This is a genomic window from Treponema socranskii subsp. buccale (assembly GCF_024181585.1).
Classification (GTDB): Bacteria; Spirochaetota; Spirochaetia; order Treponematales; family Treponemataceae; genus Treponema_D; species Treponema_D buccale.
Genome location: NZ_CP054258.1, coordinates 2,729,992 through 2,745,808, shown reverse-complemented (window position 1 = coordinate 2,745,808; position 15,817 = coordinate 2,729,992). Strand labels below are relative to the sequence as shown.

At 46.9% G+C, this 15,817-nt stretch carries 10 protein-coding genes; 7 read left to right on the top strand and 3 right to left on the bottom strand.

Annotated features, from left to right (window positions below; genetic code table 11):
* Nucleotides 1-135: 135 nt before the first annotated feature.
* The 7 genes from HRI97_RS12590 (at nucleotide 136) to HRI97_RS12275 (ending at nucleotide 11,249) form a co-directional block, all read left to right on the top strand.
* On the top strand, nucleotides 136-2,265 hold the full coding sequence (locus HRI97_RS12590; RefSeq protein WP_301338892.1) for a sigma 54-interacting transcriptional regulator: 2,130 nt from the start codon (nucleotides 136-138) through the stop codon (nucleotides 2,263-2,265).
* A gap of 197 nt (nucleotides 2,266-2,462) precedes the next feature.
* Nucleotides 2,463-3,635 carry a MalY/PatB family protein gene (locus HRI97_RS12300; RefSeq protein WP_253725793.1) on the top strand — a complete coding sequence of 391 codons (1,173 nt, stop codon included), beginning with the start codon at nucleotides 2,463-2,465 and terminating at the stop codon, nucleotides 3,633-3,635.
* Nucleotides 3,636-3,709: 74 nt separating this feature from the next.
* Nucleotides 3,710-4,855, top strand: coding sequence for a M20 metallopeptidase family protein (locus HRI97_RS12295; RefSeq protein WP_253725792.1), 1,146 nt, complete (start codon nucleotides 3,710-3,712; stop codon nucleotides 4,853-4,855).
* A 9-nt stretch (nucleotides 4,856-4,864) separates the two neighbouring features.
* Nucleotides 4,865-6,412 (top strand): AbgT family transporter, encoded by a 1,548-nt coding sequence (locus tag HRI97_RS12290; RefSeq protein WP_180487071.1) that lies wholly within the window; start codon nucleotides 4,865-4,867, stop codon nucleotides 6,410-6,412.
* Between the two features lie 14 nt (nucleotides 6,413-6,426).
* Nucleotides 6,427-7,365, top strand: a complete 939-nt coding sequence (locus tag HRI97_RS12285; protein ID WP_253725791.1) for a C39 family peptidase — start codon at nucleotides 6,427-6,429, stop codon at nucleotides 7,363-7,365.
* A gap of 281 nt (nucleotides 7,366-7,646) precedes the next feature.
* Nucleotides 7,647-9,428, top strand: coding sequence for a flavocytochrome c (locus HRI97_RS12280; RefSeq protein WP_301338891.1), 1,782 nt, complete (start codon nucleotides 7,647-7,649; stop codon nucleotides 9,426-9,428).
* A gap of 12 nt (nucleotides 9,429-9,440) precedes the next feature.
* Nucleotides 9,441-11,249: an FAD-dependent oxidoreductase gene (locus tag HRI97_RS12275; protein ID WP_253725789.1), complete on the top strand. Its 1,809-nt coding sequence runs from the start codon at nucleotides 9,441-9,443 to the stop codon at nucleotides 11,247-11,249.
* Between the two features lie 158 nt (nucleotides 11,250-11,407).
* Here the strand turns inward: HRI97_RS12275 and HRI97_RS12270 are convergent, their stop codons facing one another.
* From HRI97_RS12270 to HRI97_RS12260, 3 genes are all read right to left on the bottom strand, one after another.
* Complete coding sequence (locus HRI97_RS12270) at nucleotides 11,408-14,491, bottom strand: TOTE conflict system archaeo-eukaryotic primase domain-containing protein (protein WP_253725788.1); 3,084 nt, start codon at nucleotides 14,489-14,491, stop codon at nucleotides 11,408-11,410.
* 101 nt (nucleotides 14,492-14,592) lie between these two features.
* Nucleotides 14,593-15,135 carry a glutathione peroxidase gene (locus HRI97_RS12265; RefSeq protein ID WP_253725787.1) on the bottom strand — a complete coding sequence of 181 codons (543 nt, stop codon included), beginning with the start codon at nucleotides 15,133-15,135 and terminating at the stop codon, nucleotides 14,593-14,595.
* A gap of 94 nt (nucleotides 15,136-15,229) precedes the next feature.
* A complete protein-coding gene (locus HRI97_RS12260) occupies nucleotides 15,230-15,805 on the bottom strand; it encodes a uracil-DNA glycosylase family protein (protein ID WP_253725786.1) in 576 nt (191 codons plus the stop codon).
* Nucleotides 15,806-15,817 lie beyond the last annotated feature (12 nt).

The following is a 15,817-nucleotide window of genomic DNA, read 5'->3' as shown; positions in this document are numbered from 1 at the left end:
ATATTTTTCGAGATCTTATTTGACGACCTGATATACATAGGTTATACTTAAAAAACAAAACGGTATGTTTTAAACAATACACTGCATTGGGTATCCATAATAAAAATACAGTATTCGAGTAAAAAGGTTGTTCTTATGAAAACAATCGCGGTTATTGCATATGACAAAGTCTCTGCAGATGTGTATGCGGAGCAAGTACGATATTTTATGGGCGCCAAAGCAAGTGTCTTTTCATACAGTACACGAGAATATTTCAACGATATTCGTCCCGCCGACCTGTATTTGATTTCGACCTGCGCGTGTACGGATCTCAACAATTTACAAAAACAGCTGCCTTCAAACAGCGAAGTGACCATTATCCAAGTAACGATACGAAAAGAAAGTTTAAAACAATTATTAAAAATTCCGCAGGGAACAAAAGCGCTTGTCGTCAATCTCAGCCATAAAATGGCGATCGAAACGATGGCTCTGTTCAATCGCTTCGGCATCGACAATATCGAATGTTATCCGTGCAGTCCGAACGAAACGTATAGACCGGACATTACCTTTGCCGTGACGCCCGGCGAAAGCCGTTATGTCCCGAAAGAAGTGACCGATGTTTTGGATATCGGGCCGCGTCTTTTAAGCGGTGACACTGTTGTCGAACTCCTGCTTAAATCCGACTGCGAAGAACTTCTCGAAGAAGAAAAAATCAAAAAATATCTTAAAGATATCGTCGATGATAATTATAATTTCAACCGTATGTTTTATCGTTCCATACGGATGGAAGGACTTTTCGACAATCTTCAAAATATGCTCGATATCGGCATTATCTGCATCGATGCGGAAGGAACGGTATTTTATTTAAATAAAAAAGCGGAGGAAATACTCGCCGTATCGAAAAAGGCGGTTGTCGGCAAAAAATCCGACGGCGTGCTTCCGTTTATTCCGTTCGGTGATTTTTTGGTTTCACAAAAAGCTGTAAAAGAACACATGCTCAAAATACGCAATGTCGATATGACACTCAATATTACGCCGATCGTCAAAGGCAATTCGTTTGTCGGAGCCATGGCGGCGATTCAGCGTTTCAGTGACGAAGAGTACCGCCAGCATAAACTGCGCCGTCAGCTTATGAATAAAGGACATGCGGCAAAATATACATTCGATTCTATAATCGGAAGCAGTGCCGCCGTGCGTCGTGCAAAGGAAGTTGCCGCGAAAATGGCATGCCGTACCGCTCCCGTTCTTTTAACCGGAGAAAGCGGTACCGGCAAAGAGCTTTTCGCACATGCAATTCATGCGGCATCCGAACGGCACGGATATCCGTTCGTCGCGATCAACTGTGCTGCCATTCCCGACAGCCTTATGGAAAGCGAATTGTTTGGCTATGAAGAAGGCGCTTTTACGGGTGCGAAAAAAGGCGGCAAAATGGGATTTTTCGAATTCGCACACCGCGGTACGCTTTTTCTCGATGAGATCGAAGGCATGAGCAAAGCGCTGCAGCTGAAGCTTTTGCGCGTTATCCAGGAAAAAGAAGTGCTGAGGATCGGCGGCAACAGCGTTATCAACGTCGATGTGCGCATTATTGCCGCAACGAATGAAAATCTCGGCGAATCGGTACGGCTCGGAAGATTCAGAAAAGATTTGTATTACCGGCTGAACGTATTGAGTTTGGAATTGCCGCCTTTGCGCGAGCGGGGAACGGATGTTTTGGAATTGATCGATAATTTTAAAAAACGTCTCCATTCCGATTTTACGCTCGCAAACGAAACGGAGCGGATACTGCTCGATCAAGAATGGGACGGCAATATCCGGCAGTTGAAAAACTGCGTTGAATATCTTGCCTGCTTGAATAAAGCCGAAATCGTACCGGATGATTTGCCGGCGGATTTGCAGATAAAGCGGAAAAAAACGGAAACACTTGAACGCTGCTTTGAAGCACAAGGACGTTCGGAAGTTTCCGTACCGCACCCTGCTTTTTCGTCCGTATCTTCAGCTCCGCATTTTGAAACCGAGAGCGTCCGCTTTTTTCCTTCCGACGGCTCGGTAAAATACGCACAGCTTTTTTTACTCGAACAAATAAAGCGTCGTGCAAAAGAAGGAAAAAGCTGCGGCAGGCGGTTTTTATTGCAGCAAATCAGAGATGCAGGTTATATCGTCGGAGAAAAAGAAGTGCGTGATTTGCTGCAGGATATGGCCGCGAAAAGGTTTATCGATGTAAAAAAAGGCAGAAACGGTGCACGGATAACCGAAAACGGGTTAAAATGGTTTAATGTAAACAAATAATGGGGTAAATGGGTTTTTAAACGAAGATACGAAGAGATGCATCCGTAATGATTTCCTGAATTCCGTAGAATTTCCGTTAAATCTCAAAATACTCTCATAAAAATCATAATTAAAACCAATATCTCTATTATTATTTATTGGCATATAAATTGCATATAGTTAAAAAATCGATACATACCAATATAAGGGAGAACGGAATGATATATGATTTCGATGCGATAACGGACAGAACGCACAGCAATTCGGTGAAATATGACGAGGCCGAAAAAAAATTCGGTACGAAAGATCTTATTCCGTTGTGGATTGCCGATATGGATTTTCCGACCGCTCGGCCGATTATCGATGCGATGGCGGAGCGGAATAAAAACGGGATTTTCGGCTATACGTCACGTCCCGATTCGTATTTTGAATCCGTCCGGGACTGGCAGGCAAAAAGGAACGGGTGGACATTCGATACCGCCCTCGCATCTTTTTGTCCGGGGGTCGTACCCGCTTTAGCTGCTATTGTGGATCGGTTCAGCGGCGAGGGCGACGATATTTTATTTTTGACGCCGGTATATTCGGAATTTTTCAGCGTTACGCAAAACTGCGGCAGAAACCCGCTTACCGTTCCTCTTATTCAAAAAGACGGCGGTGCGGTCGATATCGATTTCGACGCATTCGAAAAAGCGCTGCAAAAAAAGCCTGCGTTATTTATTTTTTGTCATCCTCACAATCCGCTCGGCCGCGTCTGGAAAAAATCCGAACTGCAGAAAATAGCCGAGTTGTGTATCCGCTATAAAGTGCCGATCATATCCGACGAAATTCATGCGGATCTTATGCTGTGGGGGAACAAGCATATTCCCTTAGCTTCCGTCGGTCCGGAGGCGGCTTCCTGTACGATTACCTGTACATCGGCGACAAAAACATTCAACCTTGCAGGCTTGCAGGCATCGACGATTATCTTTCCCGATAAAGCGGCAAAAGAAAAATTTGACGCATTTTGGCACCGCATAGACGTTCATAGAAACAACTGTTTCAGTGTCGTTGCGGTCGAAGCCGCCTTCAGATACGGTGAAGAATGGCTTGGACAGGTACTGCATTACATTGAAGCCAATATGAAATACGTAAAGGAATATATCGATACGAATATTCCCCAAATAAAAACCTATATACCCGAAAGTACGTATTTGATGTGGCTCGACTGCCGCGGACTCGGCTTTACCGGCGACGAACTCGCGGAATTTATGGCGAAAAAAGCGCGTTTGGGATTAAACGACGGACGCGCATTCGGTGCCGAAGCCGGATATATGCGGATCAACGTCGCCTGTCCGCGCTCGATATTAACAAAAGCTTTGGCACAGCTTAAAGAAGCCGTCGAAAGAAAATAATCGGACGCCTTAAAATCCGAAGTTTTCGGCGTCTGCGAATTATACGATGCGGTTTTTCCGCAAAGGGAAATATTATGCTGAAAGATATGGAAGAATACGTTATCGCACTCAGGCGAAAATTTCACAAAATTCCGGAAATTTCTTTAAAAGAAAAAGAAACTTCCGAATATATCCGGCGCGAACTTGAAACGTTGGGTGTTTCGTATGAATCCGTCGGCGAATACGGTACGGTCGCAAGTATCAAAGGCGATCTGCCCGGCAAGATATATGCGTTCCGATCCGATATCGATGCGCTGCCTATAAACGAAGATACGTTGCTCGAATTTAAATCAGAGCATGCGGGCTGTATGCATGCGTGCGGGCACGACGGCCACATCGCAATTCTTTTGACCTTTGCGCGGGAACTTGCGGCTATGAAATCGGAACTCAAAGGAACCGTTTACCTCTGTTTTCAGCAGGCGGAAGAAATCGGCAAAGGGCATCGGGAGATTATCGACTATCTCAAAACCGTCGGAAAAATTGAAACGATGGTGAGCTCTCATCTTTGGGCGGATATTCCCGTCGGAAAAATATCGCTGCAGGCGGGAGCGGTGATGGCGGGAACGACGAGCTTTCACCTGACCGTAACCGGAAAAAGCTGTCACGGCTCGCGCCCCGATCAAGGTATCGACCCCATCAACGCCGGTGCAATGATCGTCGGAGAAGCTTTCCGAATTAAAGACAGGGAATTCAGTCCGCTTCAGCACAATACGCTGAGCTTCGGATTATTTCACAGCGGTACTGCGACAAATATCATTCCCGATCAGGCGGAACTCGGCGGAACGATGCGTTTTTTTTCGGACGCCGAACGCACGCAATTATTTTCTGTCCTCGACAGAAGCTGCAAAGCGGCGGAAATACTGACCGGTGCAAAGGCGGAATGGAAGCCGCTCGTCGGTCTTCCTCCCGTTGTAAACGATCCGGCAAGTATTGCAAAAGCGCTTCCGTCGGCACAGGCCGTTTTCGGAGATAAAAACGTCATCCGATTTGAAAAGATTATGGGAGCCGATAATTACGGTTGTTATCTGCAGGAGTTTCCGGGCTTCTATGCATTTATCGGTATCAGAAACGAAGAAAAAGGAATTTGCCACGCACATCACAGCAGTAAATTCGATATGGACGAATCGGCGCTGCCGAATGCCGTTCGTTTTTATATCGATTTTATACGCAAAAATATGTAGGAGGTATCTATGGATACTGCAAATCGGAAAGCCGAAAATAAGCGACAGCTTTCGGGTATGTTGGGTTTTATCGAAAGGGCGGGAAATAAAATTCCGCATCCGATTTATATGTTTATCGTGTTTTTCTTTTTGACGCTGGTTCTTTCGGCGATCTGCGCCGCGGCAGGAGTCAAAGCGGTTAATCCGGTAAATGATAAAGAAGTCGCCGCCGTCAATCTGCTTACGGCGGGAGGTATTGCCGATATTTTGAAAAGCTTTCCGTCGGTGTGGGCAAGTTTCGCTCCGATAGGCGCGGTGTTTATCGCGACATTGGGACTCGGCGTTGCAAACGGCAGCGGATTTTTAAAAGGCATTCTGTCGCTTGCAAGCAATTTCAAATCGAAATTCATCGTAACGATGATCGTTGTTTTGATCGGCATCAACGGAAACCTGATCGGCGACACCGCGTTTGTCGTATTTCCTCCGCTCATTGCGATCCTGTATATAAATTTGAAACGCAATCCGCTGGCGGGACTCTTTACGGCGTATGCATCGGTGGCTTGCGGATTCGGAGCCGCCTTGGTCGTCGGAAACGGAGACGCCATGCTTGCAGGTATGACCGAAGCTGCCGCGCGTTTGGTGGATCCGGCGATGGTCGTTTCACCGGCGAGCGGATATTATTTTATGCTCATATCGACGATTTTGTTAAGCCCCGCAATCGCATGGGTGTCTATCAAATTCGTAGAGAAAAAACTCGACGACACGGGCATGGGAGTCGAATTCGAACTTAAAGAAGAAGAGCATATAAAAGTTTCGCTTTCAGCCGTGGAAAATAAAGCAATGAAATCGGCGGCATTGGGGTTGGCGGGGCTGGTTTTGGTTCTCGTTGCCATGGGATTCAAAGGAATGCCCTTTGCGCCGCCCGAAGGAAAATCTTTTGCATTCAGCCCGATGCTCCGAGCCATCCCTGCCGTTATCCTGTTTGTGTTCGCCGTTCCCGGCTACGTATACGGAAAAATTACCGGCTCGATTAAGGAATTTAAAGACATATTCGCTATGATGACGAACGAAATAAAAACGATTGCGCCGTTTTTCCTCATTTGTTTTTTTGCGAGCCAATTTATCTCCGTATTTGCAAAGAGCAATTTGGGAACGATCATCGCAATCAAGTGCGGTCTGTTTTTGAAGAACAGCGGCATTCACGGCGTCGGTCTCTTTATCGCCTTCGTATTCCTTATCGCGATCATAAACCTCTTCGTCAGCAGTATGAGCGCGAAATGGGCGGTGCTCTCTACGGTTTTCGTTCCCATGCTTTTGATTGCCGGCATAACTCCTGCAGCAACGCAAATGGCATATCGCATCGGTGACAGCTTGACAAACAATATTACGCCGACGTTCGCATACTTGGGCATTATCCTTACCTATGCGCAAAAATACGATAAACGTGCGCAGACCGGTACGGTTATGGCATATATGCTGCCGTTTTCAATCGCGTTTACGCTCGTGTGGGTTCTTTTACTCGTATTGTGGACGGTTTCCGGTCTCCCGATCGGACCGGGATATCACGTATTTATGTAGGAGGTACGATAAATATGAAAAAGGTAATCGTATTGTTATGTGCCGCATCCCTTGTGTTTGCGGCGGTAACAGGGTGCTCTTCGCCGATGTCTGATAACAACGACGATCGATTTCTTCCTGCGGAAGACATCGACCCGAACGGTGGTGCGGATATTCACGGCGCGAATAATCACAAAAAATCGAAATATTGGCTGCATCCGGATTTTTATAATATGGAAAGCGATGACCAGGTAACGATTATATCGCATTTTAAAACCATGCAGCAAACGACCGAATACAGCTGCGGTCCTTCATGCGTTACGATGGCCCTCATGCATTTGGGCATACCGATGACCGAATGGGAAGCTGCAGTCGGTATGCACTGCAATATGGATGAAGACGATCCGGACGCAAAACCGGGCAGTGCAAACAACTGGTACGAACCCGGTGCAAATGTCGGAAAAATCGTCAAGTTTTTAAAAACGCTTTCCGATGTGAAGATTGTCGAAGCGAATTACAAAGAGCATCCGCAGCCGGACGATTTCGTGACGGAAGAAGATACTAAAAACTTGAAGTATTCTCCGGCTATGGTTGGTAATTATAAAAGATATTTTGAAGCCGTATCCCTTTACTCGAGCGAAAATAAAGCGGATACCGATAAATGGGTTACGGATGCAAAAGATTCGTTTTTTGTAAAATGGCTGACCGGTCATTTGAAAGACGGGCATCCGATTATCGCTCATACCAATCTGTGGAACGGGCATTATGTCGTAATTGTCGGCTATGATAACGGCGGAACACCGCAGCTTGGTGATGACGTTTTAATTATTGCCGATCCTTATGATACATGGGATCACTGGCAAGACGGATTTATCGTACTGCCGCTTGAAAAATTTTTTTATGAATGGAATGATTTTAATATTGCGGCGAAACCGTATCAGCTGCAGCCCTTTGTAGTAGTAGGGAAAAAATAAAAAACAAATTCTTGCACGGTATTGCCGTATCGTATTACATAATATTGCAATACCGTGTATAGAAACTATCCTGTAAAGTATCTTATCAAACAATTTTTATTCCGGAAACAGCAAGATTAACCGGCGATGTCTTACGGTGTGTTATTTTTTTCTATAGCAAGTATATATTCCTCTTTCGGTCGTATACAGGGCCGATGAAGAGCGGCCTACCGCATCATTGACGCGGTATCTCTTTTATCGTATGGTGTTGTTAAGGAGACTTCATTTTTGCGGAGGATTGTATGGAGAACGCGATGAAAAAAATGCTTTTAACCGGATGTGCGGTTTTAGCGTTGTGTCTGGCCGGATGTGCGAAGAGCGCAACGTATACGGCAGGTACGTACACCGCAAGCGCAAAGGGAATGGGCGGAGATGTCAACGTTTCCGTGACGTTCAGCAAATCGGCAATCACTAAAATCGAAATCGGCGAGCACAATGAAACGCCCGGTATTTCCGATACGCCGATAAAGGAAATTCCCGCACAAATTATTAAAACGCAAAGTTTGGCCGTCGATACGGTGAGCGGCGCGACTTTTACGTCCAAAGCGATTTTGGAGGCCGTTGCAAATACTGTTGAACAGGCGGGCGGAGATGTCGCCGCGCTTCAATCGAAAAAAGCAAAAGTTAAAGCGGGAAAAGCCGTAAAAAAGACGACCGATGTTGTCGTTATCGGGGGAGGCGGCGCGGGTTTGACGGCCGCGGTCGAAGCGGCAACGAACGGCGCGAAAGTTATCCTTATCGAAAAAATGCCCATACTCGGCGGTAATACGCTTTTGTCCTATGCCGAACTTGCCTGCCCGAACAATTGGCTGCAGCAGGAAAAAGGGATTAAAGACAGCCCCGAACAATTTGCAAAAGAGATGTATGAGGGCGGCGGTAAATTAGCAAAAAAAGAATTGGTCGATATCGTTGCAAACAACGCGACGGCGGGAGCGCTGTGGCTTCGCGATGTTATCGGCGTAAAATATCAGGATTATCTGGTACACGAAGGCGGACACAGCGTTCCGCGTGCGGTCGAACCGATCGAACTCGGTGCGGGCATGATTACGCCTTTAAAAGAATACGCTGAAAAAATCGGAGTGGAAATTCTTTTGAATACGAAGGGCGAAGAGCTGATAAAAGACAAGTCGGGGAAGATCGTCGGTGTACAGGCGGTGCAAAAAGACAATACCCCGATCGTGCTGACTGCAAAGAGAGCCGTTGTGCTTGCGACCGGCGGTTTCGGAGCGAATGTTGAAATGCGTCAAAAATACAACAAGCGCTGGGAAACGCTCGACGCATCGGTTAAAACAACCAACTCCCCCGCCATCGTCGGCGACGGAATTGTCATGGCCGAAAAAGTCAACGCGAATTTAATCGGCATGGAATACATTCAGCTCTATCCGTTTAACAATCCCGTTACCGGCGTGTTCTACGGCATTGAAGCGCCGAGCTGGTCGGGAGAAGGTTTGATTTACGTCAACAAAGACGGCAAGCGTTTTGTCAACGAAGTCGGCATGCGTGATGTGCGCGCGGAAGGCATTCTCGCACAGGGCGGCGTTGCATACGCGATCTACAATCAGGAAGTCGCCGATCGTCTGCACCTTGAAGAAAAATTTAAAGACGAATACGCAAAGACTTTGGCGGACGGCGTCTTTTTCAAAGCCGACACGCTCGAAGAAATCGCAAATCATTTCGGCATCAACGCCGCAAACCTCGTCAAAACTATGGACGCGTACAACAAAGGCATCGAAAATAACAACGACGAATTCGGCAGAAAGACGAGTATGGTTACGATGAAGAGCGGCCCGTGGTTTATTTTGAAAGGCGTCGTTTCCGTGCATCATACGATGGGCGGTGTTGAAATCAACGAAAAAGCGCAAGTGCTCGACGTCAACGGAAAACCGATTCCCGGTTTATATGCGGCGGGCGAAGTAACCGGCGGCATTCACGGCAATAACCGCGTCGGAACCTGCGCGATTTCCGACATCGTCGTATTCGGCAGAATCGCCGGTACGAACGCTGCAAACACGGCGCAGCAATAGGCGGTACTACATATGAAAAAATATTTTTATGTATTCGGTTCGCTGTTGCTCGCTGCTTTTACGGCGGTCGGCTGCGCAGGGAAAAATGCCGTAAAAGACGGCGATTACGCGGTGAGCGTTACGGGACATAACGGTCCGATCGAACTTACGGTAAACTTTTCGGCTAAAAAAATTTCCGGCATTACGATAACGAAGGAAAGCGAAACTGACGTGCTGTCGGATCCGGCGCTTATCGATTTGCCGAAAAAGATAATCGAAACAAACAGCCTCGCCGTTGATTCGGTATCCGGCGCAACGGTTACATCAAGTGCCGTTAAATACGCGGTCAGACAGGCGATTGCACAAGCGGGCGGCAATCCCGCAGACTTTGAAAAACCGATAGAAAAAGCGCCTGTAAAAACCGAAAATCTCAGCGCCGACGTCGTCGTTATCGGTGCGGGCGGCGCGGGCGTAAGCGCTGCTTTGCGTGCCGATCAACTCGGTGCGAAGACAGTGCTTTTGGAAAAAACCGGCATGATCGGAGGGGCTCTCGTCGTCAGCGGCGGCAATCAGGTTGTCATGGGTTCAAAACTGCAAAAAGAAGCCGGTGTCACAAATGATTCGGTGCAGAGCATGGTTGCCGACTTTATGAAAAACGGCGCTCGCAAAAACAACGAAGCCTCCCTTACGCTTTTTGCGCGGAATGTCGGAGCCGCGAGCGATTGGCTCAACGAATACGCCGGCGTTCAATTCGACATGAAAGGCGGTCTGCACAAACTTGCCGAATATTCGAACGACAGGGAATTGGCCTACCTCGGCGGCGGAAGCGGTTTTATGAAAAGTATTTTGCAAAAGCTTTCGTCAACGAATATCGATCTGCATTTGAATACGAAGGCGACCGAATTAAAACGCGACGGCGGTACGGTTGTCGGAGTAATAGCCGAAGATTCCGGCGGCAACACTTACGACATAACGGCAAAGTCGGTCGTAATCGCAACCGGCGGATACGGCGCGAACAAATCGCTTTTGTCGGAAGATCTGCAAAAATCGCTGTACTACGGCAGATCGAACGCGACCGGCGACGGTTTGATATTGACCGATGCGGTCAATGCACAGCGGCAGCTCATGCAGTACGGAAAACGCTATCCGAACGGTATCGAAGTTGCTTCTGGCATGGCGAAGTCAACGATCGCCGGAAATATCGTTGCGTTTAATTCGGGCAGTGCGATTCTTATCAATAAAGAAGGAAAGCGCGTCGTAAGCGAAAAAGCGTCGAATCGCACGATTCTCGAAACCGAAGTCAAACAAACCGACGGAATGCTCTTTTTATTCATGGATCAAAAAACTTTCGACATGTGGAAGGAAAGGCTTGCAAACGCGGGCATTTCGGAAGAAAATATCGACTCGTGGCTTAAAAACAACGGTTCGCACGAGCCGATTTTCATACGCGGAACGACGGTCGAAGAAGCTGCCGGCGCTTTGAATATGGATGCGGCGGCTCTTAAAGCTACGATCGATACGTACAATTCTTCTGTCGCATCGGGAACCGATTCGGCTTTCGGACGTCCGGCAAACTTTATGAAAGCGAAAATCGAAGACGGTCCTTATTACCTTGTCGAACAAAAGCCGCGCTTTGCAACGACGATGGGCGGCTTGGTTTTGAATGACAGTGTGCAGGTTATCGACACGGACGGAAAAATCATTCCCGGACTTTATGCCGCAGGCGAAGTCGGCGGCGGTGTTATGGGTGACGATTCTCCTTCCGGTGCAAACAATGCATGGGCAATTACGTCGGGAAAACTTGCCGGCGAAAGCGCTGCAAAAAACGCATCGGAAAAATAGCGTTTGACGATTGACGCGGCGGCAAACTGGCGATCAACGTGGCGAGCAATTAATGAGTGACGCGGCGACACCTTGCCGCTTGCCGCGGACACGCCGCACCAAAACCGTGTCCCTTCGATAACCCCGCCGGTATACGTATGTATATCGGCGGAATATTGTCATTTAATAATTTCCGCTTCTACAGCCGACGCAACCTCCGCATTGCAGATACGGATGCTGCAGTCTTCCGCTTCCGAATATCCGAGAAAGTCGATGCTGCCGTACCACAAAATTTTTTCATCGAAAACGGCAAGCCGCTGCGAAACATTTTCTTTCGCAAAAACGACAGCACCCGCAGCTTCGAGCATATCGATATACGGCTGTTGCTTTTTGCGTCGATCTTTATCTTCATGCAACCTTGTCGTGATAAAGATTTTGCACCCGTTTGAAAGTATTTTCGGTACAAGCGGTAAAAATTTTTGTACTTCGGTTTTGGAAAGATACGGCGAGCAAATGACGGCCGATTTTTTTGCGCTTATGCAGTCTTTAATAAAATCGGTTTTACAGTTGTCGACGGAATACAGCTTTGACGGTGCCGCTCCGTTTTGAGCCGAATCGGAATCAGGCTTTATCGTATAACCGAGCTGCTTGTAGCCTTTGAGGCGATTCCGGTACATGTGATCGAAAACTTGAATACGGAAGTCGACGTAGTCATAAATCAATACTTCTTCTTTCCCCGCAAAATTTCTGTGCAGGCGTCCGCAGTATTGTGCAAGCGTGCCCTTCCAGCTGAACGGCATTGCAAGCATAAGCGTGTCGAGCCGCGGATCGTCAAAGCCTTCTCCGGCATACTTTCCCGTCGCAAGCACGACAAGCGATTCGGATGCGGGAACTTTGTTGAGCGCTTCCAACTGTTCTTTCTTTTGCTTTTGTGTTCCTTTGCCGGTAATCACGATGACATGGAGGGCAGCGTCTTTGAGGTAATTTTTTAATAATTTTAAATGTTCGATCCTGTCGGAAAGGATAAGCGGTGTCCGTCCTTCTTTAACGGCGTCTCGTACATCGGAAACGATTAACATATTCCGCGCTTCCGCTTGTACCATTTCGGAATAATAATTTTGAATTGAGGACTTCGAAAGCTCCGCATTTTCTGCAGCGATATGAAAGTTCGTAAAACGCGGAATAAAATAGTGTTCAAAGTTTTGTACGCTGTTCATCTGTTTCGCAGTCGTCGCATAGAGGATCCGCCCGCACTGCATAAAGATAATCTTTTGCCTGCCGTCGCGTCGTATCGGCGTTGCGGTCAATCCGTACACGTATTTTGCACGAAAGCTCTTTACGAGGTTTTCCGTCCCGAATGCCGATACGTGATGACACTCGTCGACGATAAGCATGCCGTATGTATGCCGCCGCGGTTTTACCGCATCGGAATTCTTTTCCGTAAGCGACTTAATAATTGCGATATCGATAATCCCCGTCAACGTATCTTTTCCTGCGGCGATAGTTCCCGCTTCGTAATTCAAAAACCGCTTGACGGCCTTTTTCCACTGTTCCAAAAGCGTATGTGTCTGCACGAGGATCATCGTATTCGTTTTTCGTTCCGCAATGAGAGATGCGGCGGTTACCGTTTTTCCGAAACCCGTTCCGGCGGATAAAATACCGATATCCGATTTAAGCATCGCCTGTAAAGCCGCTTTTTGTTCATCGTACAGTTTTCCGGTAAAATTGATTTCAATGCGTATTCCCTGTTCGCGTTTATCCGTAATTTCGTAATGCGTATTGCAATCATTTAATAATTTTTCGATTTGAGCGAGGTTGCCGCGGGGCAAACGCAAAGCGTTTTCCGTTTTACCGGAGCAATCGATATAACGAGGAATATTATATAACGGAAGCCGCATTTGAAGTTTTTTAAAATATTCGGGATTTAAGAAAACCGCCGTCCGTCTGAAAATCCCCAGAGCCCGCTCCGATATTCCGGCTTTTGCAATTTCGATTTGATTGGAAAATGTAATGTGCACGATCGAAGAAAAATCTTTTTGCGTCAGTCGAGCATTTTGTGCCGGTTGATTGTTTGATTGCGCGTTCGGATCGCTTGAATAAACGTTCAATAATTTATTCCGCGCTGAATTATCGCTCGGCGGATTTTTAATAATCTTATACGTTCTTCCGAATTTAATAATATTGTCTGTTTTATTAATTTCGTCGGTATTGAAATCGTCCGGTTTATTGATCCCGCCGATATCGAAATCGTTCGGTAAAAAACCGGACACGGTCTTTGCAATTTCGGTACAGCGCGCCTGCACGGCTTTTTCGGACAATTTTTTGACGGAACTTAAATATGCCCACTGGTCGTCAAACGGAATAAAATCTTCGTCCACAAAAACGGAACACTTATTTTTTACCGCCTGTCCCTGCAGCGGCAGAGCGATTAAATTACCGTAGCCGCCTTTCGGTATCGTATCCTGATTGGGAAACATACGGTCGAATGATTCAAACGGAAGTGAATGCCGTTCGTTCATCGCAGCCTGTAAAATCAATGTCCCGAAATTGCGCGCACGTTTTGCGGCAATGTTTTCGCTGAAAAAAATCCAAAGGTGAGCGCCTTTTCCCGACCGCGATATTTCAACTGAAACGGGAACCGAAAACGCAGTACAGGTTTTACGTACGGCCGCCGCATCTTTTTTCCACGCATCGGAACTTCCCGTATGCGAGTCGAAGTCAAATGCGAGAAAGCGGCATACGTCTCCTTCCATAAGCGGATATAAACCGACGACATCACGGCAGGCGGAATCTTTTCCCGCCAAGTGATTAAAAATATAGCCGTCGGAAAGCGGAACAGGAAGTTTAAACGGACAGGAGGCGCATGAATATTTTTTCATATCGCATTTCCCGCTCTGCCACTTGTTTTCGCATACCGGCGAATAGCCGCTTTTCTCGGATTTTGCGTTGTACCAGCGCAGCGCAAAGACATCCTGTCGGCCGACAAAGAGCGATGTATATAAATCGATTTTTTCCTGCGGCGTACTGTTTCGAGTAACAAGGACTTGTGATGACGTTGTGGATATGTCCGCTTCCGGCAGTTCCGGTGGTGATTGTGCGAATATATCGGCCGGTTCCGCTTTTGTGCTTACGGCGCCGGCTTTTTTTTCAAGTGTGCATCGAATATCTTCATGTGTCGCGGCGAAATAATTTATTAATTCGATAAGTTTTTCACGAGAAAGCGTTTCCAAATATGATAAAACGGCAGACGATATATCGGACATTGTGTACGAATTATGTATCGGTCGTATGATAGAAAAAGGTAATATAGATAACCGATACCTAAAGCAAATCTTGTCGTTACTTTACATTATAAAGCTGTATTTTACATCAGCTTTGCAACGCACGCTTCAACATCGGCCATAGGAGCAGGCGGTTCAAAACGTGCGACGACAGTCCCGTCACGCGCGACAACGAATTTGGTAAAGTTCCATTTGATGTCGGAATTGTTTTGATAATCGGGATTGCTTTTGGTAATATAATCATGCAGCGTCTGCGCCGTTTTGCCTTCGCCGAAACCTTCAAATCCCTTTTGCGCTTTCAAATATGTATACAGCGGCAATTCGTTTTTACCGTTTACGTCCGACTTTTTCATTTGCGGAAATTTCGTGTTGTAATTGAGCGAGCAGAACTCGCTGATTTGTTCGTTCGTACCCGGTGCCTGCCCCCCGAATTGATTGCACGGTACATCGATTATTTCCAAGCCCTGCTCATGATATTTTTCGTACATTTGTTCAAGTTCTTTGTAGTGCGGCGTAAACCCGCATTTTGTTGCCGTATTTACAATCAGCAAAACCTTCCCTTTATAATCTTTCAGAGGTACATTGCCTCCTTGTGCATCCTGTACCGAATAATCGTAAATTGTCATTTTCTTATCTCCATCGGACTTTAATACTACCGAAAACACACTCTTTGTACTATTCCCGGTGTTCTATTTTAAACAATAGCGATAGTATAAATCTTTAGCCTATCGCTCTTTGTACGGCCTCCTGCAGTACCGGAATTACTTCTTTTTCGAACCACGGATTGCGTTTCCTCCAGCCGAAATTGAGCGGGGAGGGATGCACGAGCGGAAAATACTCGGGCAGATAATTATTAAATTCTTTCACCGTTTCGGTCAGGCTTTTTTTCGCCCGCATTCCCAAATAATATTTTTGGGCGTACGCTCCGACTAAAATCGTCAGGCGGACGTCCGGCATAAGCGCCGAAAGCTTCGGGTGCCATGTTTTTGCAAATTCTTTCCTCGGCGGCAAATCGCCGTGAGCGCCTTTTCCCGGATAATAAAAATCCATCGGCATAATTGCAAACAGATCGGGGTTATAAAACTGTTCGTCCGTTACGCCGAGCCATTTTCGAAGCAGCCGTCCGCTTGCATCGTTCCACGGTTTTCGTGTTTCCTGTGCGATCCGGCCGGGTGCCTGCCCCACGAGCACGATGCGCGATTTCGCCGATGCGGTGTAAACGGGAGCGAAACCTTTAGCGCGCAGGTGAGCATTCATTTCATCGCGGTCTATTTTATTGTAAAGAAGCGGAAGCATAAGCGTATAACT

Excerpts from the sequence above, each read along its gene's own strand:
- HRI97_RS12590 (WP_301338892.1), top strand. The coding sequence starts at position 136 with ATGAAAACAATCGCGGTTATTGCATATGACAAAGTCTCTGCAGATGTG.
- HRI97_RS12300 (WP_253725793.1), top strand. The coding sequence starts at position 2,463 with ATGATATATGATTTCGATGCGATAACGGACAGAACGCACAGCAATTCG.
- HRI97_RS12295 (WP_253725792.1), top strand. The coding sequence starts at position 3,710 with ATGCTGAAAGATATGGAAGAATACGTTATCGCACTCAGGCGAAAATTT.
- HRI97_RS12290 (WP_180487071.1), top strand. The coding sequence starts at position 4,865 with ATGGATACTGCAAATCGGAAAGCCGAAAATAAGCGACAGCTTTCGGGT.
- HRI97_RS12285 (WP_253725791.1), top strand. The coding sequence starts at position 6,427 with ATGAAAAAGGTAATCGTATTGTTATGTGCCGCATCCCTTGTGTTTGCG.
- HRI97_RS12280 (WP_301338891.1), top strand. The coding sequence starts at position 7,647 with ATGGAGAACGCGATGAAAAAAATGCTTTTAACCGGATGTGCGGTTTTA.
- HRI97_RS12275 (WP_253725789.1), top strand. The coding sequence starts at position 9,441 with ATGAAAAAATATTTTTATGTATTCGGTTCGCTGTTGCTCGCTGCTTTT.
- HRI97_RS12270 (WP_253725788.1), bottom strand. The coding sequence starts at position 14,491 with ATGTCCGATATATCGTCTGCCGTTTTATCATATTTGGAAACGCTTTCT.
- HRI97_RS12265 (WP_253725787.1), bottom strand. The coding sequence starts at position 15,135 with ATGACAATTTACGATTATTCGGTACAGGATGCACAAGGAGGCAATGTA.
- HRI97_RS12260 (WP_253725786.1), bottom strand. The coding sequence starts at position 15,805 with ATGCTTCCGCTTCTTTACAATAAAATAGACCGCGATGAAATGAATGCT.